Origin of the sequence: Lysinibacillus sp. NPDC048646, assembly GCF_050272295.1 — a bacterium.
Classification (GTDB): domain Bacteria; phylum Bacillota; class Bacilli; order Bacillales_A; family Planococcaceae; genus Lysinibacillus.
Genome location: NZ_JBNNLZ010000013.1, coordinates 102335 through 127466, shown reverse-complemented (window position 1 = coordinate 127466; position 25132 = coordinate 102335). Strand labels below are relative to the sequence as shown.

The window sequence follows — 25132 nt, the reverse complement described above, 5'->3', positions numbered from 1 at the left end:
TGTGCAAAATAGCCATCTATCCGAAAAAAATTCAGATAGATGGCCATTCGTCGTGTATACCGAAAAGGTGCGGTTTTTTTATATTTCGGGCTTACGATTTATCAACTAAGTTTTGAATTTTATCGATAACTTTTTTAAATTTATCGACCAAGTTTCTTCATTTATCGAAAAAGGACCATCCTATTTAGGACAGTCCTTTATCGTTAATATTGAACTTTGTTTCTATCCGTTTTAATAATTGCAGAGGCAATTATGACAAAACCGAGCATTAATATAAAGATTAAATCAAGTAAACCTGTATGCATCGATACTGTAAATAATGTAATTACAAATGCATAGGCAACAGAGTGGAAGCTACGAATACCACTTTGCTTCACTTTATTGTAGATGAGAGAAATTAAGATACCGTATAACAAGAAGCCAATCGCTACAAGCGCATAGCCGCCATCTAGGAACAGCTGCCCTATAAAGGTAGGCGTTGTTGTTCTCGTTGGACGTGTAATATACTTCCCTTCCTCCACACTTAAAGAGTTTACAACCTCAGTGACCTTCATACGCGGTGAAATTTGCTCACCAGGTAAAATGGTATTGAAGATGCCGCCATGAATCTCTCCATTTAGGTACCCTTCCTCCTGTGTATACTCGATAATTTTACTTAAAACAATATGCCCCGTAACACTCTCACCATTCAATGAACGCATCCATTTAGGTGTTAAATTTACCTTTTGCTCTACTGTCAAAAGCTTTTCTTTATCTGTTTCAGATAACTCAACATCTGGCTGATCACGATTATTGAATTCATTTGATGTATCTTCTGTCATAACGCGCAAGAAACCAAACATTGAGAACGCTACGCCTATCACTAATAATGCTGTTAGGAACCAAGTCAATTTCACACGTTTTACAACATAGTGGAAAATAATAATACCTGTAAATAGCATAATGATTAACGGTGTACGATAGCCCATTAATAAGAATAAGAACATGACAACCGCAAAAATCGAGCCATAAATTAATGCTTTTTTCCATGTCATATGCTTTTCTAAAATCATTTTGTATGATATTAACAAGAGAATCCCATACCATAACAATTGGCTAAAGAAGTTCAGTTTTGGGTCAAGATTACGTCGATTGGATTCATCCGAAATCCCTAAACCTCCACCAAAAATCATCATTAAATAGGCAGCTAAGCCAATTAATGTTAATACCACAACAAAGTGAATCACATATTTCCCTAAAAATGATAATCCGAACGAAGGGATTGTCCATTGTAATTTATCAATAATATAGACGCCGATATAATAGCACACAAGCGCTACTAGCACAGCTGGTAAAATTGATACGCGCACATTAAATAAATCAAATCGATGAAAATCGAACAAACTTGTGAAGAAATAAAGCACTAATATAAAAGGTAAAAAGAAATACGGTGAAAACGTATCAATCTTGTTAACCTTTGTAAAAACTTGTTTCAGTTTATTCATACATGTTATACATCTAATATATCTAATTAGATGTTATTGCCCTCCTCTATGATGAATCAATAGTCACTATTCACTATTATATTCTTTAGTTTTTCCTACAAAACAAAGGTTATTATATCATAAATTTAGATAGACTTATAGAAAGGATTTAATTGAATTTACATAAATAAACTCAATAATTTCTTTTTAATCTAAAACTCTACGAATCATCCATTATTTAGTTGTAATATGTGTATTAGAAATACCTATTTTTAGAAACCATTACGAAACAAGGATGTGGATCTATTGAAAAAAATATTCGTTTCACTATTAGCTACCGGTGCTTTCTTGCTTGTAACAGTCTTATCATCTTCACAAGCAGAAGCAGCTTCACAGAAAATCGGTGTCGTTTTCTCTGAAAGTAGCGAGAAATATGCCAATACGACACACCCTGGTGGTACCTATCTAGGACAAACAGTATCACCAAAGGTCGACTATAGCTCAACATATAACAAAGAGCTAAAAGCCTTTCTTCTCTACCAACAGCAGGGCTTCAATATAGAAAAAATTTATGAAAAAGACTTAAACAACTTAGAAGCTTTAAGCCAGTACGATGCAATCGTCTTTGCCTATACGGTGATGATGAACCATCAACAACGCGAAAATGTCAAAATCTACGTACGGAATGGTGGTGGCGCTCTATTCGCCTTCCAAACAGCTCGTAACGAATCAGCTAAATTCCCAAAAATAGGACAAATAGATTTATCCCCTTTAATCTATGACGTCGATTCCTGGGTAATGGAATGGGATAACCTAACGGAAGTATTCAATGCGCGCTTTATAGACGATATTGTGTTAGGGAACTCTACTGTAAGCAACATCAATACCGTACACCCGATCATTCAAAACGCGACAAAAGAGCTTGGCAAAAGCAAACTTAATCTGACAAAATCAGATCAAGAGTGGGTTGAAATCATCAAGCCTTGGCAAGGCAGCACTGCAACACCTATTTTATATTTCTCAAATTACGATTACACGAGTAAGCCACAGACTATGAAGAAAAATGAATTTGGCGCTGCTCACGCCATTGCATATGGAAAAGGCCGCGTCGTTCAAATAGGTTTCAAAATCTTTGATTATATTAGTATCGATGCAAAAGCAGATTGGCAGGACAATGAAAATGGAGTTGCCTACACGACAACGCGTGGTGATAATGACGCAAAAGTATTTATGAAGCACGCTTTAAACTGGACAGCTGAAGATCACAAAGGCAATACACCTCGCCGCTATAATCTTTCCCTCTATTCTGACGGCGTGCAAAGCTATGTATCACCATCTGGTCAATTTGTCTTCTATTCCACAGTAACCGTGAAGAACAACGGGAATGTACCTGCTCGTGGTACATTAAAAGTGGAGATTTTAGATACAAACGGTCAAGTGGTTGGTCAGGGACATGAACGCTATATCCCAGGTCTAGCGGCCGATGCTACAACGGATAACGCTGACCGAAAAGACGTTAGTACCCATTATGAAAAATATCAGATATTTATGCCTGGAAATTTAGCTGCTGGTACGTATACGATTCGTACATCTTTTATTGAAGGCCGTGATGATCGTAAAAATGTTGATGAAAAATTCGCAACGATTGCAGAAATTAAAACGCTCACACGCTCAAAAGGTTCCACTAAGGCAACAATTGCTGCAGTTCCATTGTTCCAAGATGTAACAACTTCAACTAGTGGCTACTATGATATTAAAAATTTACATGCCCTTGGTATTATTAAAGGAAATAATGGGAAATTCAATCCACAAGGGACATTAACACGCATACAAGCAACTGAAATGGTATTACGTGCCCTAGGCATTACTGCTTCAAGCTCAGCATCAATGAATGCAAGTGACCTGAAACCTAGTGATTACGGCTACGCAGTATTGGCAACAGGCATACGCTACGGGATTATCTCATTAGAAAATGACAAAATAAATGCCCATCAGCCAATGACACGTGCTGATATGGCACATGCTCTTGTCAATGGCTTTAAACTACAAGGCATTTCTAGTAATACATTTGCAGACGTACCTACTAATCATACTTATTACAAAGATATTCAAGCTCTATATGCACTAGGCATTACAACAGGTTACGCAGATAACACATTTAAACCTAGTGGTACTGTTACACGTCAAAACTTTGCACAGTTTGTTAACCGCACATTGTACGCGAATTCTAAATAGTAACATTGCAAGATTAGTTGTCATGCGCTGATAGGATACTATTAATACCTACAATCAAACAAAAAGCTACATAGTTCCTTACGAACTATGTAGCTTTTTGTTATTATTGCTTTGCGTAATATTGCAAAATCCCTTTATAGATGGATTCAGCAAATTGCTCAACATATTGATCATCTGTCATTTTAGCGCGGTCTTCACTATTTGTTAGGAAGCCTAGCTCAACTAAGATGGCTGGAATATTCGTATTAGCACTCACAATGTGTTTTTCTTCTTTGACCTTACGATTTTTCATATTTAAGTTATTTACTATTTGATTGTTTACAAATGTCGCAAGATCAATGTCTTCTTCATACATATCACCCGGTGTTTTAGCGTAATATGTTTCGGTACCTTGTGCAGCAGTATTCGCCGCTGAGTTAACATGGATACTTACGAAGATTTCACCGTAATTAGCATGTGTAAAATCAACACGATCTTGTGGTGTAGGGAATGTATCCCCTGTACGAGGCATCAATACCTTTGCACCTGCAGCCTCCAATTTATTCTTGACAAGAGTACCAACCTTTAATGTAATATTTTTTTCCGAAATAGAACCGAAAGAAGTTCCTGGATCCTTGCCACCATGACCTGGATCAATAATGATAATTCGATCTTTTAACGGATTACCACTTTGATTTAATAGCTTTAAGTAAGATTTATGCACGTAGCCCGTTTGACCTTCAAAAGTAACTTGTGCCCAGTAACCATTAATACTGTTCACTTGAACATATTCACCCTTACTAAGCTTACCTAAAACCGTAGAAGTAGAGTTAGCCTCTTTACGGATATTTAAATTGTCAACTGTCACTCGACCAAGTAAGTCACCTGTAACTGGTGGCGTGATTGGATCTGGAGTTGGAGCTGGCTTTAGGGCTGGAACTGGAGTAGAAGGCTGTTCTACTGTTACATCCTCTGTACTATTCGCTACGATATAGCCTGGTAAATCGTTCACTTCTGTTAAATAGTAGCCATTAACCGTCTCATAAACTGGTAATTTCACTTTACTATTCACAGTCGAAATAATCTTTGAAGAGGAGCTTGCTTTAACGTAAACATTAATATTTTGTGTTGTTGTTACTTGCTTTTGAACATTCCCTAAAGTATTACCATCTGCATCTAAAAACTGAGCATACGTTTTATAAATATAAGTATAGGCATCTTTTGACGAAACTTTTAACCAGTCTCCTTCAGCTGCATAGACTGATAGTTTCTCACCTTTATTCACTGTACCCACAATGTTAGAATTAGATGAAGAATCTTTAGTATTACGAATATTTAATCCGTCAGTCGTTACTTGAACTGACCCAATAATCTGTGATGTATCAGGTACATCCACATCTTTTACAGGTAACTCTAAACGATACTTTTCACTTTTTGCACGCGCTACAAATAATGAAAATTGTGCACGTGTTACTTGGCTATTTGGATTATAATTTTGGCCGCTTCCCTTTGTAATACCATTATAGTAAATCGTATTTACATATTGAACGTAAGGATGTGTAATACCAACATCAACAAATGGGGAATTAATATTTTCGTATTTACTTGCATCAAGTTTAAATGCCTTTGTTAGCACATAGCTCATTTCATCACGAGTTAAAGGCTTGTTTGGTAAAAAATCACCTTTTATATTTGTTGCAAAGAAACCAAGTTGTGCAACACGTTCTACGTAGCCTGAGAGTTCCGTACCTACTGCTACATCTGAAAAGCTTGATTTGTTAACTACTAATGGTTTGTTCCCTGAGGCAACTACAACCATTTTGGCTGCTTGTCCACGTGTTACTTTGTTATATGGTTTATAGTACGTTTTCCCATTTTCCGTATAACCTTTAATAACACCTAAGTTAACTAAATAACTAATCTCTTCATAAGCTTCATGTTTTGGAGAAACATCTTCAAAATCACCACTTGCACTTGCATTTGCACTATGTATAGTAAACATAGAAACCGAAATGAATAAGACGCATAATATAAGGCTCATTTTTTTGAAGTTCAATGCCTTAATTCCTCCCTCCCTGTTCTTGTATTAATTTCAACAAAATTTAACATATAAAACCCCCATACGAACGTAACTATCCTACTAATAATTTAGATAGAGTTCCCACATAAGGATAGTATTTCATAAAAAGGATGGATTACGCAAGTTTAAACTTTCCTCCATTTATACGATATAAGTAAACTCGTCTATAGATTATTTTTTTATTGCTGATAGCTTCTACGGGATCGTTGATAGAATTCTTTTTAATAGTACCAATCAAAAAAAAGCTACATAGTTCACATACGAACCACATAGCTTTTTGTTATTATTGTTTTGCGTAATATTGAGAAATTCCTTTATAAATAGATTCTGCAAATAACTCGACATATTGGTCATCTGTCATTTTACCACGATCTTCACTATTTGTAAGGAAGCCTAGCTCTACTAAAATCGCTGGAATTAACGTGTTGCGAATGACATAGAATTGTTGCTCTTTTACACCACGATTTTTCATATTTAAGTTTGTAACAATTTGATTGTTTACAAAAGTCGCTAAGTCAACATCCTCCTGATACATATCTCCTGTTGTAATAGCATAATATGTTTCAGTACCTTGTGCAGAAGTGCTTGATGCTGAGTTGACATGGATACTAACAAAGATTTCACCGAAGTTGGCATCTGTAAAATCAACGCGATCTTGTAATGATGGATACGTATCACCTGTACGTGTCATCTTTACTTGTGCACCTGCCGCTTCTAGCTTTTGTTTTACAAGTGTAGTGACTTTTAATGTGATGGACTTTTCTGAAGTTGAACCTACAACAGCACCTGGATCCTTGCCACCATGTCCAGGGTCAAGAATGATAATACGGTTTTTCAACGGATTACCTTGATTTAATAGCTTTAAGTAAGATTTGTGCACATAACCTGTTTGGCCTTCAAAAGTAATTTGTGCCCAGTAGCCATTGATACTGTTGACATGCACGTAATCGCCCTTATTTAATTTGCCTGATACCGTAGAAGTAGAGTTTGCTTCTTTACGTACGTTTAAACTACCAACAGTTGCACGCCCTAGTAAGTCACCTGCTACAGGTGGAGTTGGTGGATCTGGATTTGGATTTGGATTTGGATCTGGCTTAGGTTGTTCCACTTCAACGTCCTCTGTACTGTTTGCTACAATATATCCTGGCAGACCATTTACTACAGTTAAATAGTAGCCATTCACCGTCTTATAGACAGGCAATTTCACTTTACTAGTAACGGTTGAAATAATTTTTGATGAAGATGTCGCTTTCACATACACATTCATACCTTGTGTCGTTGTCACTTGTTTTTGGATATTACCTAATGCATTACCATCCGCATCTAAGAACTGTGCGTACGTTTTATAAATATAAGCGTAAGCACCTTTATACGTTACTTTTAACCAGTCTCCTTCAACAGCATAGACTGATAGTTTACCGCCTTTATTGACAGTGCCTACCACATTGGTACTAGAAGTAGAATCTTTTGATTTACGAATATTTAAACCATCTGTCGTTACTTGAACTAAGCCAATAACCTGTTTTGTATCTGGAACAGAATCACCCTTTACAGGTAGCTCTAAACGATATTTTTCACTTTTGGCACGTGCTACAAATAATGCAAATTGCGCACGTGTTACTTGACTATTTGGATTATAATTCTGACCGCTACCTTTTGTAATACCATTATAGTAAATCGTATTAATATATTGAACGTAAGGATGCGTGATACCAACGTCCACAAATGGAGAATCTATATTTTCATAAGCACTAGCATCGAGCTTAAATGCCTTTGTTAGTACATAACTCATTTCATCACGGGTTAAAGGCTTGTTCGGTAAAAATTGCCCTTTTGTGTTTGTTGCAAAGAGACCTAACTGAACGGCACGTTCTACGTAGCCTGAGAGCTCAGTACCAACTGCTACATCTGAAAAGTTTGACTTGCTAACCACTAATGGTTTGTTCCCGGAGGCAACTACCACCATTTTTGCTACTTGTCCACGTGTCACATTATTATTTGGTTTATAGTACGTTTTCCCGTTTTCCGTATAACCTTTAATAACACCTAAACTAACTAAATAATTGATCTCTTCATAAGCTTCATGCTTTGGGGAAATATCATCAAAACCGCCACTTGCATTTGCACTATGTATAGTAAACATAGAAGCTGAAATGAATAAGACGCATAAAATAAGACTGATTTTTTTGAGGTACAATGTCTTATTTCCTCCCTTCCTGTTCTTGGGTTTCATTTTAACAAAAATACACAGCCAAAACTATCATACGAATGTAACTTTTCTACTGTTTTTTACTTATCTCCTCCCTTTTCTATAAAGTGGAATCAATCGTTGCAGTGACTTTCACCACTTACAAACGATGAAAAGTTGCCCCAATCAGATGGGACAACTATTTCATAAAAAGAAGAGAGCCTGCAAGTGCAAACTCTCATCCATTTATACATTATTTAAAAGAACTTCCTTGCAATACTTCAAATTAAACGTAGCCCTTGTTTAAACTGAAGTGGAAATATATTATTTCTTTAATTGTTTTGCGCGTTCAATAAATGTTGCAAGCTGAGAAATTTTTAACATTTCATTATAACCGAAGTTACCGTTATCTTTACCAGCTGTGATTCCGTTTGTTGCAATAATTGAAATATACTCAGTTGCCCAGTAGTTTTCAGGCACATCAGCAAATGTCACAACATCACCTTGAGGTTCAAGACCAAAAGCAAGAACTAATACTTTTGCAATTTGTGCGCGTGTCATTGGTGAAGACGGATTAAACTTACCGTTGTCATCCCCTTCAAAAATACCTAACTTCGCTACAGCAGCAATTGCACCAGCATGTGCATATGTTGGTTTTACGTCTGTGAATTTTGTGTTCTTATCCGATGTATCTAGGTTTAGCGCTTGAGCAAGTTGCACAGCTACTTCAGCACGTGAAGCATACACTGTAAAATCAATTGCAGCTTCCTTTACTTCAGCTGTCGCTACTTTTGTTACTTCTGCTTGTTGCTCAGTATCAAATGTTGCAACGCGTTTTGCACCAATGTAACGAGAAGACCAATAATATGGATCGTCTACACTTGAATAACTAACACCTTTGCCTGTTTGAGAGTGAATCATTTTACCGTCACCTATGTATATAGCTACATGTGAGATACCACTACCACTCGTGTTAAAGAAAAGTAAATCTCCTACTTGAAGATCGCTTTTTGATACCGCAGTCCCTTGCTGATATTGTGAGCCTGACGTACGGTTAAGATTTATGCCTAAATCTGCAAAGACTTTAGAAGTAAAGCCTGAACAATCTAGTCCGCTTGTAGTTGTACCTCCATATGCATATGGAATACCTAAATATTTAGTCGCTGTATTCGTGACTTCTGATGCAGTCGCCGCTTCAGCGTTATCTATTGGAGTTGCTGAAAATAACATAAAAGATGCAAAAATCGGTAATAACCATTTCTTATTCATACTTTTGTTATACCCCTCTCGAAGAACTTTTTTGCCTATACATAGACTATCACAAATTTTAGTATTTTAATTTTTCAATTGTGTAACGGTTTTAGAAACAGAAAAAAATGCTGATATACCAACGTTTCGAGGTTTATCAGCAGTAAATAATGGGTATTAAATTATGGGTATTACGGTCTTTTGTAACATTCCTGTAATATTAGAGATAGTTTGTTACAGAAAATAATGCTTCTATGCCATTCGATGCAGATAGCATATTGACTAACAGCATCAAGTTATAAACTTATTGACTAGAAAACAATTGCACCCAATAGTAACTTCCTTTGCTATCTTCTGCAATGGCTACGCCCGTGTTTGTGTAATGTTCGCGTAATATATTTTCACGATGTGTTGGAGAAGCCATCCATGCTTTTACGGCCGCTTGCGGTGTCGGAATATTTCTGCCGAGATTTTCTCCTAAACTTGTATATGGATAATCGAATAATGTCGCTAAATCCCATGGTGCACCATAGTAAGGAGATTCATGCTCGAAATAATGACGATTCACCATATCCTGTGCCTTGATAACAGCGACTTGCGTTAAAGCTGCATCATAACTAAGTGATTGTAGTTTTAGCTTCTGTCTTTCTATGTTAATTAAACGAATAACTTCATTAGACATTGTCGATGAAAAATTAACAGTCGGGATATACGTCTTTGATAAATAATCATAGGCAACTTCAAAATTTTCCACCTTATTTGTAAAAGTAAGGCTACGCTCAATCAAAGTAGCAAATTGCGCTCGTGTAATCATGAGGTTTGGTGCAAAATGCTGTGCGTTTACCCCTTGAATAACGCCAACATCAGCTAATGATTCAATATAGTCCTTGGCCCAATGTGCTTCGTTAACATCACTAAATTTGCTTTTGTTGGTTGAATCAACCTCGATATTATAGGCAAGTGTTAACATTTTAGCAACATGCATGCGCTTTAAGGGAGATTCAGGATTGAAGCAATCGCCATTTTGTAAAATACCCAATTCAACTAATGCACAAATCTCCTTGTAATACTGGTGATTGGCAGGTAAATCTTCAAAATTAGGTGAAAAAGAACTATCCAATTTTAGCTGCATAGACCGCGCAATCGTAGCTGCAGCCTCCGCCCTTGTAATCGCCTGATCTGGCTTAAAAGATCCATCCTGATAGGTTGTCATATATTGCTTACCTAACACATGTTGAATCGAGTTACTTGCCCAATGTGTTGCTGGGACATCCTTAGCGGCCTCCGCCGCCAACGCTACCTCTGTTGTACTCATCAGTGATTCTGCGTATGGTGTAGCCAGCAAAATAAGTGAACATACGACAATACTAGATACTTTTTTTAACATTGCTACCCCCCCTTATGTAATGAAATGTTTTTACTGTTTATTTGAAAGATGAATAGAGATTCATAGCTTGACCGAAAGTCTATTCATATGCTCAAAACATCAAATATCCCAAATATTAGTGATGGTACATACCCTTCAAGAACATATACAAACATACCATTATTGTCGTTTTTTTCCTATAACGATTTTAAAAAACACTCTAAAGGTAAGTTTTTACCAAAGAGTGTTTTTTATCTTACTATTCTACACTAATAATATATAGATCATTGTCGTTTTTTTGTAAGGTGCGATAAAGGAATAAAGCCATTTGTCCCCGTCGAATATCCATGTATGGTGAAAACGTTGTCGAACTGGTTCCTTCTGTAATACCATAATTTAATAACGTTTGCATGTATCGATTGGTTTCAACATCTTCTGTAAAATCTGTAAATGGTGCCGATAAAGTTGTTGCCTGCTGTAAATTAAAACCCAGTGTTAAAATCTTCGCCATTTGGCTGCGCTTCATAGAATGATTCGGACTATAATTAGTACCTTTTTGGATAATGCCATTTGCCGCAAGTGCTGCGATATGTCCATAATACTTATGAGAAGTTGGTACATCATTAAATCCAGGATTTTCTACATTCGTCGTATCAAATTTTAGCGCTTCTGCTAAGAAGTAAGCTGCTTCTCCACGTGTTAAATTTTCATAAGGGCTAAACGTAGTAGAAGTCGTACCAAATACAATTCCCTCGCTATACAATTCACGAACTGCCTTGTAAAGTTCGCCTTCGCTACCGCTGTTTTTAATGTCTGTAAATGGCATTGTAGCTGCTTCTGTAGGTATCACTGCAACACAAGGTGCCACTATTGCGGTAGCTGAGAGTGTCCAAGCTAGACGTGAGCGCTTTTTGTTCATTGTCCTTGCCCCTTTCCTGTTTACTTTGTCAACGGCATACTAAACTCCGTCGAAAACTCTGCAGATTGCTAGACAAAATGAAAAGAGGGACTTCCCCCCTCTTCACAAATTAGTTTAATCCCAATGCATTTATGTGATCTTGCAAAATACGGTAATTATATACTAAATCCTGTTGTTCAAGCGTAAGTGCGCTATACAGTTTCTGTGCAGCAATTACTTTCTTTTCAAATGTTTTTGTGTCCGGGTCTAATTCAGCAATGGCATTGACAACTTTTAAAACAGCGGCGATATCTTTTTCTGCTTTCTTCAAGGCGTCATAGTTTAGAACTTGTCCCCTGACTTTCGAATCCAATGCCTTATACGCAGCAACCGCATTGGCTACATCTTGTATATATGTGCTTGATGTTGGAGATAGGCCCGCTATTAACTCCACAACTTTTTTTACTTCACTCATGCTTTGCTCTGCCTCTAGCAAGATAGAATAATTAGACACCCTCTGCTTATCTGTTGTACTTAAGCTATCGTAGTCTCTACGCACTGACTCAACCATTCCAAAATACATTTTGTCACTTGGCTTTAGTGCAGCAATGCTCTTATAAACCTTAATGACATTATCTAATGATAGGAGTAGTTGCTCATTATAGACATATCTACGTTGAGTTGCAGAAAGCTTATCATAAGCATTTAAAATCTTCTGATATTGACTGTCCATATTTTTAGATGTCATAAGCTTGTCAATCTCTTGCACAACGCTAATAACAGGCTTAATAATTTTTTCTTGCTCTTGTAACGTTTTATAATTTTCGACAGCCGATTGCTGGTCTTTTGGTAGTGCATTATAGGCCGCACGAATTTCTTCAATACGTTTAACATATTGATGCGCTTCAATTGAAGGTAGTTCATCAATCATTTGTTGCACATTGCCTGCACCTAAAATACTTGTTTCAGCAGCCTGTAATAAATGATAGTTCGAGACATACTGTTGCATGTCCTTGCTTAATGCATCATAGAGTGCGCGGGCTTGTGTTGTATCTGTATGGAAGGTTTTGCTAGACGATTTTAACTTACCAATCAACTCAATGACCTTGGCAGTTGGTTCATAGCTTTGTAACGTAGCGATATTATGAACGTAACTCTTCTGGTCCTTTGTTAACTTATCGTACGCTTTGCGTGCAGTATTTACCTTACTGACGAAATTACTTAAACCTGGTTCTAAACCATCAATTTGCACCATGACAGTTAAAATTGGCTTCACTTGTTTTTCTCGGTCCGTCAATGTCTTTATATTCGTTACAAGCTTCTTTTGCCCCGATGTTAGTTTATCGTAAGCAACTCGGGCGTTCATCAGCTTTGTTAAATAACCCTCATCCTCAGGCAATGCCGCATCGATCAATGTGATAACCGTATGGGCAGATACGAGTTCAGTTTCAGCTGTAACAAGCTTTTCATAATTAATGACAGCATTCTGCTTCTCTGGTGGCAACGCATCATAATTTGTGCGCGCTGATTTTAAATCATTTAAGAATGTCTTACTTGTAGGTTTCAATGTTTCAATTAAACCAATTAAAGTGGCAACATCTTCGACTGTTGTTAACTGTGCATAATTGGTCACTCGTTTTTGAGATTCTACATCTAATGCGTTGTAAGCTTTACGTGCTGCTAAAACCTTTTTTGTATAGTCTTTATTCGTTGGATTCAATGCTGCAATTAAATTAATCACTTTCACAACATTGGCATTGTTTTTCTCGTATGTCGATAATGTTTTGTATTGCGTCACTAACTTTTTCGGATTTTTGTCCATCGTTTTATATTCAGCAGTGAGTGCCGCTACCTTCGCTACAAATGTAGTGTCTGGCTCATTTGTTAATGCAAGTACACGATCATCAAACCCTTTTGCTATGGCAATATAGCCTTTTGCTGTTTCAAGATCCTGATAATTCGTTACAAGTTTTTTTGCTTCATCAGATAACTTATCAAAACTCAGTATCAAGGTTGCGACTGTTTCATTATACGTTTTTTGTGAAGTGTTTAAGGCCATAATTTGTGAAACGACATTCATCGCATCCACTTGGTCTTTCAAGCTTTTATAGTTTTTCACATATGCCTGCTTTGTCACATCGAGCTTTAAGTAAGCTGTGTTAGCAGCCTTTGCTTTTTTGGTATAATCCTTAGCTGCTGGATCTAGCTTCTCGACAAGGGTAATTACGTTTAATACTGCTTTATGTGCTTTTTCTAAGTCCGTCAGTATTTTAATGTTTGTAACACGTTTCTTAGCTGTTGCTGTAAGGCCATCATATAACTTGCGTACTTCTTGCATATCTTGAACTTGATTTTGTGAATTGCTTAATGCACCAATTTTACTAATCACATCTGCTAACGCTGTTTCTTCGTTCGCTAGTGTGGCTAATTTCTCAATTAACTTATCCTTTATAGCATTAAGTGCAGCTTCATCCGCATTTCCAGTTGCATCTAATGCCGTTACCGCTGTTTGTAATGTTAAGACTTGGGTGCTATAGTCTGGCATTGTTGTCTTTAATGCATTTACTTTATTCAATAAATTTGCATATTTAAAATACAGGGTCAGTTTGTCCTTATCCTGTACAAGCCCCTTTTCTGTATCAGCTAGTTTATCAAATGCTGCCTGTGCCGTTAGTGTTTTACTCTCAAACGTAGTGGCCTTAGGATCAATCGCCGCTATTAGTTTATCGACATCGATAGAGACGCTATATTTTTTCTCCCAATCAGTTAGCGTCGATAAATTATTAACGATTTTTTTGACATTCGTCATGTTCACAGTAGTGGACGGATTATTGTACGCTGCACGCGCAGCAGTAATTTTTGCAAATTGCTCTGCTTGTGTTGCATTAGCGATTTCCTTAATAAGCGTTTCAATCGCTTGTGCCGCTTGAATCTCCTCTTGAGCAGCAATTAAATCAGCTGCATTTTTCACGAATAGTTTCTTATCCAAAGTATCGTAGTTCGTCATGAGATTCGCTACTGTTGTACGATAGGCTTCGCTACTTGAGATGCTAAGTGCAGTAATCTGTTTTGAAAAATCAGCAGCAGCTTGATAAGATGCAAAATCAGGATAATTCGTTACAAAATTTTTAGCATCTGCACTTAATTTGCTATGAGCAGTTTCAATAGCCGTTACCGCACTAATATATGTTGAGGCTTTATCAAAGCTAGCTGGAGTCTTTGCCTGTAGTTGCGAAATACTATCCTCAACTTTTTTAGCAGCATTTATATTAGCTAATGTTTCTGTATAAATTTTATATGGTGCAACCGTTTTGCCCTCAGGGATATAAGCGATGGCAATCTTTTTATTATCTGCTGACAGAGCGTTATAAGCGGTTGTCACATCAGCCGCATTCCCTTTAATGGCTGTATAGTTTGGCGTATTTTCTGCTAATTTAATCATCAAGTCATCTAATTGTTTAATAGTATTTTCTACAGCCTCTACAGCAGTCGACATCGTCGCAAGCTTATCAAGGTCTGCACCATTTGTTTTGAAATAAGCCTTTCTTGCTGCTTCGTCATGGCCATATTGAACGGCTAGTCCCAACATAGACGCAACTGCCGTTGGAGGTGCAGCTTCCACAGCTCCTTTAAATGTCTGTTGAACCTTTGCATATGATTTTTCTATCGTAACGTCCATAAAATCTTCGTATTCTTTATTTGCTGTTTCCACATCTTGTATAAGGGAACTACTTGTATACGTTAACTTAGTTATTTTACTACCTAGTTGGTTGATTTCAGTTAGCAATGTTTTTTGTGCTCGTACATAGGCTACCTTTGCTTTAATGAAAGTTATCTCATTGGCATCAAAACCAGCAGCTCCCAATCCCGTAAAACGACTCTCTGCGATTGTGATATCATCCAATGAAGATTTATCTGTTAAGTTTTTATACATCGTTTGTAGCTGTTCTTTCGTTTCGACTGCCGCTACAGCATTGCTATAGGCAACTTGCGCCGCTTGTGTTGCATGGGATTGCGTAGCAACTTCTTGAGCGTTGGCAAGCGCTGCCGGTGCTAGTAATAGACTTGTTAAAACGCCCACTTTTAATGGTTTTTTCAATATGTCCACCCTTTCTTATTTTCGTTATATATAGGAATATAAATATGTATCATTTATTTGAATGTACTTACTTTAGTATCGGTGCTATTTACTTGATTTCAAGCTATTCTCTTAAACTTACTTACAACCTTTACTAACTTACAGATAATTGCTATTTTTAGATGGAATAGGCTTTTTATAGGAAGTTATCGTTCGGATACTATATAATTGTTTTATGTGCATGTATCCCGATCTTTTGATGTTGAAAACACTCAAGAAAGCAGAATGTGCAAGTAGAGGTAGGAACCTCTTAAGCGCCTCATTAAAGATGCACTTTATCGAGGGATTTACTTTAAAAAGTCAGCAATTATACTATATTATTTTCCAGTAACTAGGTGTATACTACATCTTTAATATGCAATTTACTAGAAAGGGAGCTATATATGTTTTATCACTATAAGTTTTGGCATAGCTTAACGCATCCCGTTAACTTTACACAAGCAGTCGAGGGAGGCGAAATACGAGGATATAAAAAACGATCATTAACCGTTTTTATGCTCTTTATCCTTCTATTTGCCGTAAGAGAATTTTGGGGCATGGGTACAGAAAGCTTAACCACTTTATTTGCCATGAATAATCAGGATGAATATTACACAGCTCGACTTCTATCAATGGTAGGTGCTGTTGCCTGGGGAATCCTGTATTATTGCTTCCAATATTACGGCGTTACATACATGTTATATCTATTAACGGATATCCCTTACAAATGGATTCAAAAAGTACAACTTTATGTAATGGTATTTTTACTTATTGAAAAGGCCATTTTATTTGCTGTGTTCTACGGAGTTGGATACTCTACAACATTCTCCTTCTTTTCACTAGCACCAATTGCACAACAATTCATGGATACAGATGTTGTATTATTTGCCATCAATCAGTTGACAGTCGTAACTGTTCTAACGATTATTGTACAATTCACATTTCTTTCTAAATGGGAAGAAACTTCAGACCGTAAAGCTTTAATAGCGAAAATTATCGTAATACAAGTGTTAATGGCCGTATTCGTCGGAATGATTAGCGTTTTACCACTACAGGAATGGTTTACAAGGGGGTTAGGATGATGCGTTTTATTAAATCCAGACCTTGGACAAGCTTGAGTATCATTGTCATTGCGCTATTAATTGGCGTAAATGCGTATTTTGTTTTCAAGGCTGATAGCAAAGTGGCACGTTCGTACTTTATCGATGAATTTCAAAGAGCCACTACAGGCGACCGTGTAGAAACTGTCAAAAAGGATGCTATAGTAGCGCCAGCAGAAACCTACACAATTGCTGCAGAAGCGAAGAGCCTATCAGCCGTAAACGTAAAACGTGGACAAGAAATACACGCAACAGATGTACTGGCTACCTATAAGACCGAGGAAATCGATGATGAATTGACGAAGCTCGAGGCTGAGCGCTCTGCTTATGAGGCGGAACTAAGCGATTTAGAATCCGCATTAGCTCAAATAGAATCCGAATTCGGTAGAGCTTCTGATCCAAAAAGCTCTATCAATACCGATCAGATTAGTGATAAATTGAATGTCAATGTCAAATTAGAATTGGCCCAGCAAAATTCTCCATCAACAGCTGTCGCAATTTTAAATCGTCATATTGCTGAGGCGACTCGTCAAGTAGCGCTAATGGATGCTCAAATTACCCAAATTCAGGCACGACAAGGTGTGATTAGCCCAGTGGACGGTGTTATCTCCAAAATAACAGAAGAAGCTGGCTCAGTGACTTTTGAAATTTATTCTTCAGAAAAAGCCATGTTAGCCTATTTATCAGAGGACGAATGGCAACAGGTCATGGCTGGACAAACCGTTAAATTTGACTTACAGCATTTTGAAGCCAAACTATCGGGTATCGTACTTGAAAAACAAATGATTGCAACAAACAATGAATCTACATGGGCAAATGAGTTAGCTAAAACAGTTAAGCTACCAAAGCCCTCAAACTATCAAGTCACACTACAGCAGGATGATTTCCTAGAAGACATTCCCTTCTCAACCATCGGCAAAGCTTCCATTGTCGTCAATGAAGCATTCGATGCATATAAGGTGAAATCCACTTGGGTAAAAACTGCAAAAAAAGATGTACACAGTGTTTATATTATCGGGGAAGACGGCAAAATTCGTCTTGAGAACATTGATGTTGCATTCAAGACAGCAAACGCCACTATCTTTACTGGCTACATGGATGAAGGGACACCCATCATAACAAATGAACAACGCAATATATTAGCGCGCTCGTTCCGTTCCATGCCCCTTAAAAAAATTGAATGGCAACATTTCAAAGAAATTGACTGGAAAGACTATGTAAAATATATCGTCTTTTAAAACATGAAAACCTCCCCGCGCTTGGGGAGGTTTTCGATTATTCTAATTATCTCGGATTTTTAGTTGCGATATTTAAGTATGCTATCAGCGATTTTCCACGGTTTACCGGCGATACTCGGTAGTCTATCAGCGATTTTCCACGGTTTACCGGCGATACTCGGTAGTCTATCAGCGATTTTCCACGGTTTACCGGCGATTTTCTCTATTAATTATCTGAATGACCCATTCATTTCCTTCTCTGTAGACAGCTCATAGTACATCGACGTTACGCCACTTAACTCGTAGATCATGCCGTGCATGTATAGCTTTTCCCCTTTTGCTCCAATTAGACGAATAGCAAAAATTGCATCTCCTTTTCCTGCTCTGCTTACGGTTACACCCTCTGGTGACAATGTAACATCAATGATTTTATGATCATGAACCGCACCCGTGTATTGCTCAATTTTAAAATCAGTGACAGCAAAGCCCACTTCACTCGTCGGAATGAATACACTACTTTTCTCTACTGCATGTGATGTATATAAATCATAGCCGTCTGTTTCGGCATGAATGCCTACGCGTACAGATTTGCCAGCATCATCAGAGAATGTAGCAATGTAATCACCAGCCTGCATTAACTTCAGTGCGTAGCTTGCCCCTTTTGGAATACTTTCTTCATCCCAACCATCAAAATTAAATGGCTGATAAGCATAAACTTTTTCACTCACTGCGTGACCGGCTGCAGTTGTTAACTTGATATGCTTTGGATTAAAACCTAAATCTTCTTCAAAAAACAGCGATGTGCTCGGTGCTATCTCATCGGTTTGCTGGCAAGTCATTTGTAACTTCCCATCTACTTCTGTAATCACAATCTTATACTTTTGAGATTCGACTACTTCATAGTTTCCTTCGTCATCGATTGTATAGCCTGTCAGTACAAAGTAACCAGAACCCTCACTTAACGCCTCAAATTTCACACCATCATTCATAGAATAAATACGGAAAAATTCCTGCTCTTCATCTTCCGTCCAATTATTGTAAGAGAACGCTTCGAGATAATCGGCTCCAAAGTCTTGTGTTTTAAATTCTTGGAAGACACGATTAGCTTGCATTGCCTCAATACGCTTTATAAATAAGGCCAGCTGAGAACGTTTCACCGTTTCTTTTAAACCAAATGTCGTATCTGTGACACCATTCGTAATATTATGCTCATATAAAGGACCCACTGCATAGTAAGCCTCTGAAAATTTAACCACATCGGTGAACGGTAATGTCTGTTCGTATCCGTAATTATCTAATTGATAAGCTTTCGTGAGCATGCTTGCCATCTGTTCACGTGTGATAGGACGATTGACACCAAAGCTGCCATCCGCAAAGCCTGACGTTATTCCTTCATTATAAAGGGCTGCAATCGCTCCGTAATATTCATCATTCGGCTTCAAATCGGTGAATTTAGGATCTTCCACTTTTGTTGTATCTAAGTTCAATAAACCTACCAAGATTTTTGCTGCTTGTCCTCGTGTAACATCAGCGAATGGCTTAAATGTGCCATCTGCATAGCCATTGATAATACCACGTTCAGCTAAATCCTTCACTGCAGTACCATATTCCTTTGAAAAATCAACATCACTAAAACCTTCTGCAGCCTGTGCAGTCGGCACTACTACAATGGCACTCGTCGCTAGCGCGGCAATTAATGCACCTTGAAACAGTGTATGTTTCTTCACTTTCTCAACCCCTCAACCCTTTTTATCCATCATACTATAATAATACGCAAACAGTACCAAAAGATTCAGGATTTTCCAGAGAAAACATATTTTTTTGCACTCATACTTGCACAACAAAAAACAGTGGAGAGTTCGATTACATCGAACTTTCCACTGTCTAAATAACTTATAAAATCATGTTTAAATCAGAGATTAAAAGTCAACTTTTGCTGTAACTTTTACAGGTGTTGCACTTTGACCACCGATGTTTACACGAGCATTAAATACATCGTTTGCTTTACCTGTTGCAGTTGTAGCAGTTGTACCATTTGCGCTGAATACAACATCACCAGAAAGTTTAGATAATGTTAATGTTGTAGTAGCTGTTGCAACTCCGTTAAATTTCGCTTGACCTTTAACTTCGCTATTTCCAGCATCATCAGCTTCAGCAACTGTTGCCATTACACCGTATTGGTCAGTAACAACTACATCAGCTAATTGGAAGAATGCATCTAGGTTGTAGTTAGAAGCAACATTGTATGAGCTTGTCGTTACAAAGTTAACTGTTTCGCCTGCAATGTATGCAGCAGCTTTATTGTTTTCAACAACAGCTACTTTTTCTACTGTTGGAGCAACGTTAGAGAATGTTACATCTTTAACGATTTCTTCACCAGTAGCATTGATTGTAATCGTTACTTTTGCAGTTGCAGTTTTTGCATCTTTATCAAAATCAACATTTGCTGCATCAGTTGTAGTAATATCACCATCTGCAACGTTTGAAAGAACTGTAGATTTAACAGTGTAATCAGTACCTGCTGCAAGAGTAACTTCTCCGCCGTTACCTGTTACTGCTTTCACAACGATGTCTTTGCCATAACCAGCAGGGATTGCATAACCAGCTGTATTATCACCAGTTACATAGATAGGTTTGATATCTTCTACTTTATAAGAAGCAAAAGAGCTATCTTTCACAACTGAGAATTGTTTAGAATAAGAGCTTGCTTCTACAGCCGTGCTGTCAGAGATTTTTACAAGTTTGAACGTAACATTAGCAGCTGTTTTTGTTGCTCCAGCTTTGTAAGTTACTGTGATTTTGTTCGTAGCAGCATCTTTGATTTCACCAGTTACAGTAAATGGTGCATCAGCATCTGTGAATGGTTGGATTGTGTAATCAGCAGTTGCAAGTTTCGCAAGAAGTTCATCAGTAGAGATTACTTGACCGAATTGGTCTTCAACTACGATGTCTTTTGCTGTAATGTCAACTTTAGCGCCAGTTAATTCACGGATAGAAGTGCTTACTTTGCTATCTAAGCCAGTGATTACTTTTGGTGCAGTTGCTGCTTTAGGGATAACTGTTTGAGTAGCAACTTTACCAGTTGAAGAAGTAACAACCACTGTTACTGGTGTGTTTTCTACTACGCTACCAGCAGCTACTTTAGCAAAAAGTTCGCCGTCTTTTTCGAATAATGTACCACCTGTAATAGTGATACCTTTAGAACCGTTTAAAGCAACCGTTTCTTTAATCGCATTACCTTGTTTATCTAATACAGATAATGGGAATAAGATATCCGCTCCAGCAGTAACAACTTTTGTTGGTGCTCCTAATGTAACTGAATCAGCGCGTACACCTTCAGCAACTTTTACTGCTGCTTGTGCATTTTTACCTGTAGCTTTAGCGATTACAATTACGTTTGTGTCACCTGCAGCTACAATGCTAGCAACAGGAAGAACGATTACATCTTTACCGTCGATTGTTTGTTTTTCAAACGCACCAAATGTTGTAACAGCTTGGTTTGTGTTTGTCACAAGAACCTCAGCGTTGGCACCATTTAAACGGTTTAAATCAGTAATTTCTTTACCGTATTGGTCTTTCACAGTAACAGGAAGATAGAATTTGTCTTTTGCTAAATCAGCATCTTCAGTTAAAGTTTTGCCATCTTTGTTGTAAAGCGTACCAATAGTTGCTTCAGAAACAACAGTTTTAGCTGAAACAGTTACTGTTTTTGTAGTTGTTGTTGCAGTTGAACCATGGATCACTGTAAGTACAACTTTGTCGTCTTCTTTAAGACCAGCAGCTTTAGTGATTGTGATTGAACCGTCTGCGTTTGCTACTGCTGAATCAGCACCTGCTGCAGAAAGAGTTAACGATGAAGAATTTAATTTCGTGATATCTTCACCGTATTGGTTTGTAACGTGGTAACCAATTGTTGCAGTTGTCGCACCAGTTGAAGGAGCTACTTCCCCAAGAATTTCAATACCAGCTACTTTTTCGTCTTCTGTTTTCACAGAACCAGTTACTGCTTCATCTGAAAGACCAGTAACACTCACTGTAAATTCACCTTTAGTGATTTTGCTTGTTAATTCGATTGTTGCAACTGTTTTATCTTCGTTCCAAGTAACTGAAGAGAAGTTTGATTTAAAGCCATCTTTTTTAAGTTCAAATTTAGCTTTTTCAGTGTCAACAGCTTTATTGAATGTTACGGCTAAAGTTTTTGCATTAACTGCATCAACAGATTTTACTTTTAACTCAGCTACCTCATATGTAACCACAGCTGAATAAGGATTACCATCGATAACGAAGTCTACTTTAGTTTCTTTGTTTTCTGGAAGAGCAGTTTCTAATGTTACCGTATGTTTTGTATCATCAGATAAAGTTACTTCTAATGTTGTTGCATCTACAACTGTTACTGCTTTCACAGATAAAGTTTCTTCAGCAAGGTTTGTAATTGTACGGTGTAAGAATGATGCGAATTGACCACGTGTTAAAGAATTTTTAGGATTGAACTCTTTTACGTTTGTAAGTCCTGCATACTCTAACGCGATGATTGCTTCACGGTTTTCTTCAGCTGTAGCATTCCCTAAATCAGTGATTGTAGATTTGAAATCTGATTCTTTGTAATCTGCTACTAAATCTACGTTGTAAACAGTTTTAATGGCACGTACTAAAACAACTGCCATTTGTTCACGAGACATGTTATTTGTATGCATTAATTTGTTGTTAGAGCCTTTGAAAACGCCTGCATCTTTCACAAGTGCTGCATATTGTAATAACTCTTTGTCTGGTGCTGTTGTTGGTAAGTCAGTGAAACGAGCTTCTGTTGCATAGTCTGCAGGAATTTCGTAGTCTTCAGATACTAACCATTTTCCTAAGAATTTCGTTACATTGCCGCGAGTAACAACTGCGTTAGGTTTGAACGTACCGTCTGGGTATCCACCTACGATTCCAGCTTCTGCTAATGCTAAAATTGCATCCTTATGGTCATTGTTTTCAATATCAGAAAAGCTTGCTGCGCTTGCTACTGGTACGATTGCTGATGCTACTAGGGCCGCTGATGCTGCGCCGACAACCCATTTACTATATTTTTGTTTCATGTGCAAATACCTCCTAGATAAATTAGCCACTTCTGTGACTACGACTCTATTATAAGAGTAGAAGAACGCACATTTCAAAGTGCAATATATGGAATGAAAGATGTGGTAAATATAGATTTTTAAAGGGTTTGTACCCTCATTTTGGATTTATAATATGTGCATATGCACAATGCATTCTTGTTATTTTTCCAACAAACAATACATATTTCACATATATTACAATGAAATATCCTCCTATATGACCAATAAAGTTTTTTTAGTCTCTTCGAAAAAAAATTCACTGGACAATCAATTAGTGAACAAATAGTGAATTTACGTTACAATAAGATAGGTAATTTATTCATGAATTACCTTTAGATATTAGCTTAGTATTCCGGAAATTGGCAATCTAGCTAGTAGAAATCATGTGCTATTAACAATTTTCAGGGTTCAATCAGCGATTATCGGGATTCTACCGGCGATTATCCGGAGTCTACTGGCGATTTTGTTGATGTTATCGGCGATTATCAGGGTTCTACCGGCGATTTTGTTGATGTTATCGGCGATTATCGGGGTTCTACCGGCGATTATCCGGAGTCTATCAGCTATATTGGGAATTCTATCAGCGATTGTCGTGGTTTTATCGGCGATTTTCATAATCCTACCAGCGATTACAACGGTTCTAAGCATACTTACTATCAGCAATAACAACAATTTGTTTTTTAATTTAATAGGGATGGGGATTTGAAGGAATGGTTTTTAGTAGCCTTATTTTTTTATATGTCTTTTTGCCATTAGTGCTCATTGTGTACTTCATCTCTCCAAAGATGCTACGTAACACGATTTTATTGTTAGCCAGCTTGTTCTTTTATGCATGGGGCGAACCAAAATATGTACTGTTAATGATGCTTTCAATTTTGCTCAACTATGTACTCGGGATTGTCATAGAAAATACAGTCTCTCAATCCAAACGAAAAACGTTACTTTGGTTAGTCATTGTTAGTAATTTAGCAATCTTAGGCTATTACAAATATGCTGGCTTTTTTATCGACATCCTCAATAATTACTTGGAGCAGCCAATTGAATGGCAAGCCGTACCGCTACCAATCGGTATTTCATTTTACACATTCCAGGCACTGAGCTATGTTATCGATGTCTATCGTAAGGATGTAAAAGCACAACGCAATTTTTTAGACTTATCACTTTTTATTACACTATTTCCACAGCTTGTGGCTGGGCCCATCGTTCGTTATCAAACGGTAGCCGAACAGATTAAAAAGCGTCTTTCCACAGCAGAGGATTGGATGATTGGTGCACGCCGTTTCGTGCAAGGTTTAGCGAAAAAAGTGCTGATCGCCAATCCAATGGGCGAAGTAGCCGACCATGTCTTTAGCATATCGGGCGGTGACTTAACAACAGGAACTGCTTGGATAGGGATTTTAGCGTACTCCCTGCAAATTTATTTTGACTTCTCAGGCTATAGTGATATGGCCATTGGTTTAGCACGTATTTTTGGCTTTAAGTTTGAAGAAAACTTCAACTATCCATACATTGCGCAATCTGTAACAGACTTTTGGCGTCGCTGGCATATTTCACTCAGCAGCTGGTTTAGAGATTACGTCTACTTCCCACTCGGTGGCAGTCGCGTTAGTCATGAATGGAAGCTCTATCGAAACTTGCTTATCGTCTGGACGTTAACAGGCTTTTGGCACGGAGCAAGCTGGACCTTTATGGCATGGGGCTTTTATTACGGCATATTAATCTGCCTTGAAAAATGGGTGCTGTTAAAATGGTTGGAACGAATTCCACGCTTATTGCGACATCTATACATACTCATTATCGTTATGATTGGTTGGGTATTCTTTAGAGCGAATGACTTTACATATGCTTTCACATTTATCAAAACGATGTTTGGGCTATCGGATGTACCGCTTTATAATTATGAAACCATTTTACTGGCAAAAGATTATGCTATTTACTTTATTGTGGCCATTATTTTTGCGATGCCAATTTACCGACTTTATCAACATTGGAGTGAACAAAAGGCTGCCACTTCCCTTTCTTTCGACTGGGGATTACGCCTTACGCAAACGATTTACTATGGCGCGCTGTTACTATTTATCACAATGTTTTTAGTGAACGCAACCCATAATCCATTCATTTACTTTAGATTCTAGGTGGGAC

The 25132-nt window shown here is 37.6% G+C and carries 13 protein-coding genes; 4 read left to right on the top strand and 9 right to left on the bottom strand.

The window, feature by feature from the left end; all coding sequences use genetic code 11:
• Positions 1–203: 203 nt before the first annotated feature.
• Entirely contained in the window at positions 204–1484 is a 1281-nt protein-coding gene (locus ACQKII_RS14970; RefSeq protein ID WP_427460535.1) for an oligosaccharide repeat unit polymerase, read from the bottom strand.
• A 285-nt stretch (positions 1485–1769) separates the two neighbouring features.
• Here ACQKII_RS14970 and ACQKII_RS14965 point away from each other — a divergent pair, with 285 nt between their 5' ends.
• Positions 1770–3698, top strand: coding sequence for an S-layer homology domain-containing protein (locus ACQKII_RS14965; RefSeq protein ID WP_427460533.1), 1929 nt, complete (start codon positions 1770–1772; stop codon positions 3696–3698).
• 103 nt (positions 3699–3801) lie between these two features.
• Here the strand turns inward: ACQKII_RS14965 and ACQKII_RS14960 are convergent, their stop codons facing one another.
• The 6 genes from ACQKII_RS14960 to ACQKII_RS14935 all read right to left on the bottom strand — a co-directional run bounded on the left by ACQKII_RS14960 (position 3802) and on the right by ACQKII_RS14935 (position 15565).
• Positions 3802–5733 (bottom strand): N-acetylmuramoyl-L-alanine amidase, encoded by a 1932-nt coding sequence (locus tag ACQKII_RS14960; protein WP_427460531.1) that lies wholly within the window; start codon positions 5731–5733, stop codon positions 3802–3804.
• Positions 5734–6040: 307 nt separating this feature from the next.
• The gene (locus ACQKII_RS14955; RefSeq protein ID WP_427460529.1) at positions 6041–7954 is read right to left on the bottom strand and encodes an N-acetylmuramoyl-L-alanine amidase; all 1914 of its coding nucleotides are present in this window, start codon (positions 7952–7954) and stop codon (positions 6041–6043) included.
• A 315-nt stretch (positions 7955–8269) separates the two neighbouring features.
• Positions 8270–9214, bottom strand: a complete 945-nt coding sequence (locus ACQKII_RS14950) for an NlpC/P60 family protein (protein ID WP_427460527.1) — start codon at positions 9212–9214, stop codon at positions 8270–8272.
• Positions 9215–9497: 283 nt separating this feature from the next.
• Positions 9498–10580 (bottom strand): S-layer homology domain-containing protein, encoded by a 1083-nt coding sequence (locus ACQKII_RS14945; RefSeq protein ID WP_427460525.1) that lies wholly within the window; start codon positions 10578–10580, stop codon positions 9498–9500.
• A gap of 238 nt (positions 10581–10818) precedes the next feature.
• The gene (locus tag ACQKII_RS14940) at positions 10819–11478 is read right to left on the bottom strand and encodes an S-layer homology domain-containing protein (protein ID WP_427460523.1); all 660 of its coding nucleotides are present in this window, start codon (positions 11476–11478) and stop codon (positions 10819–10821) included.
• 109 nt (positions 11479–11587) lie between these two features.
• Positions 11588–15565, bottom strand: a complete 3978-nt coding sequence (locus ACQKII_RS14935; protein WP_427460521.1) for a cell wall-binding protein — start codon at positions 15563–15565, stop codon at positions 11588–11590.
• Positions 15566–15978: 413 nt separating this feature from the next.
• On the opposite strand from ACQKII_RS14935, the gene ACQKII_RS14930 reads away from it, so the two are divergent.
• Both ACQKII_RS14930 and ACQKII_RS14925 read left to right on the top strand, forming a co-directional pair.
• Complete coding sequence (locus ACQKII_RS14930; RefSeq protein WP_427460519.1) at positions 15979–16656, top strand: hypothetical protein; 678 nt, start codon at positions 15979–15981, stop codon at positions 16654–16656.
• Positions 16653–17912 (top strand): HlyD family secretion protein, encoded by a 1260-nt coding sequence (locus tag ACQKII_RS14925; RefSeq protein ID WP_427460517.1) that lies wholly within the window; start codon positions 16653–16655, stop codon positions 17910–17912. The genes ACQKII_RS14930 and ACQKII_RS14925 overlap by 4 nt, the downstream gene beginning before the upstream one ends.
• A 209-nt stretch (positions 17913–18121) precedes the next feature.
• On the opposite strand, the gene ACQKII_RS14920 is transcribed toward ACQKII_RS14925, so the two are convergent.
• Positions 18122–19618, bottom strand: coding sequence for an S-layer homology domain-containing protein (locus tag ACQKII_RS14920; RefSeq protein WP_427460516.1), 1497 nt, complete (start codon positions 19616–19618; stop codon positions 18122–18124).
• 192 nt (positions 19619–19810) lie between these two features.
• Positions 19811–22969 (bottom strand): S-layer homology domain-containing protein, encoded by a 3159-nt coding sequence (locus tag ACQKII_RS14915; protein WP_427460515.1) that lies wholly within the window; start codon positions 22967–22969, stop codon positions 19811–19813.
• Between the two features lie 731 nt (positions 22970–23700).
• Here ACQKII_RS14915 and ACQKII_RS14910 point away from each other — a divergent pair.
• Positions 23701–25125 carry an MBOAT family O-acyltransferase gene (locus tag ACQKII_RS14910; protein WP_427460514.1) on the top strand — a complete coding sequence of 475 codons (1425 nt, stop codon included), beginning with the start codon at positions 23701–23703 and terminating at the stop codon, positions 25123–25125.
• The last annotated feature ends 7 nt before the right edge of the window (positions 25126–25132 follow it).

Bases quoted from the DNA above. Each gene is read 5' to 3' on its own strand.
- ACQKII_RS14970 (WP_427460535.1), bottom strand. From the start codon at position 1,484: ATGAATAAACTGAAACAAGTTTTTACAAAGGTTAACAAGATTGATACG.
- ACQKII_RS14950 (WP_427460527.1), bottom strand. From the start codon at position 9,214: ATGAATAAGAAATGGTTATTACCGATTTTTGCATCTTTTATGTTATTT.
- ACQKII_RS14945 (WP_427460525.1), bottom strand. From the start codon at position 10,580: ATGTTAAAAAAAGTATCTAGTATTGTCGTATGTTCACTTATTTTGCTG.
- ACQKII_RS14940 (WP_427460523.1), bottom strand. From the start codon at position 11,478: ATGAACAAAAAGCGCTCACGTCTAGCTTGGACACTCTCAGCTACCGCA.
- ACQKII_RS14930 (WP_427460519.1), top strand. From the start codon at position 15,979: ATGTTTTATCACTATAAGTTTTGGCATAGCTTAACGCATCCCGTTAAC.
- ACQKII_RS14925 (WP_427460517.1), top strand. From the start codon at position 16,653: ATGATGCGTTTTATTAAATCCAGACCTTGGACAAGCTTGAGTATCATT.
- ACQKII_RS14915 (WP_427460515.1), bottom strand. From the start codon at position 22,969: ATGAAACAAAAATATAGTAAATGGGTTGTCGGCGCAGCATCAGCGGCC.
- ACQKII_RS14910 (WP_427460514.1), top strand. From the start codon at position 23,701: ATGGTTTTTAGTAGCCTTATTTTTTTATATGTCTTTTTGCCATTAGTG.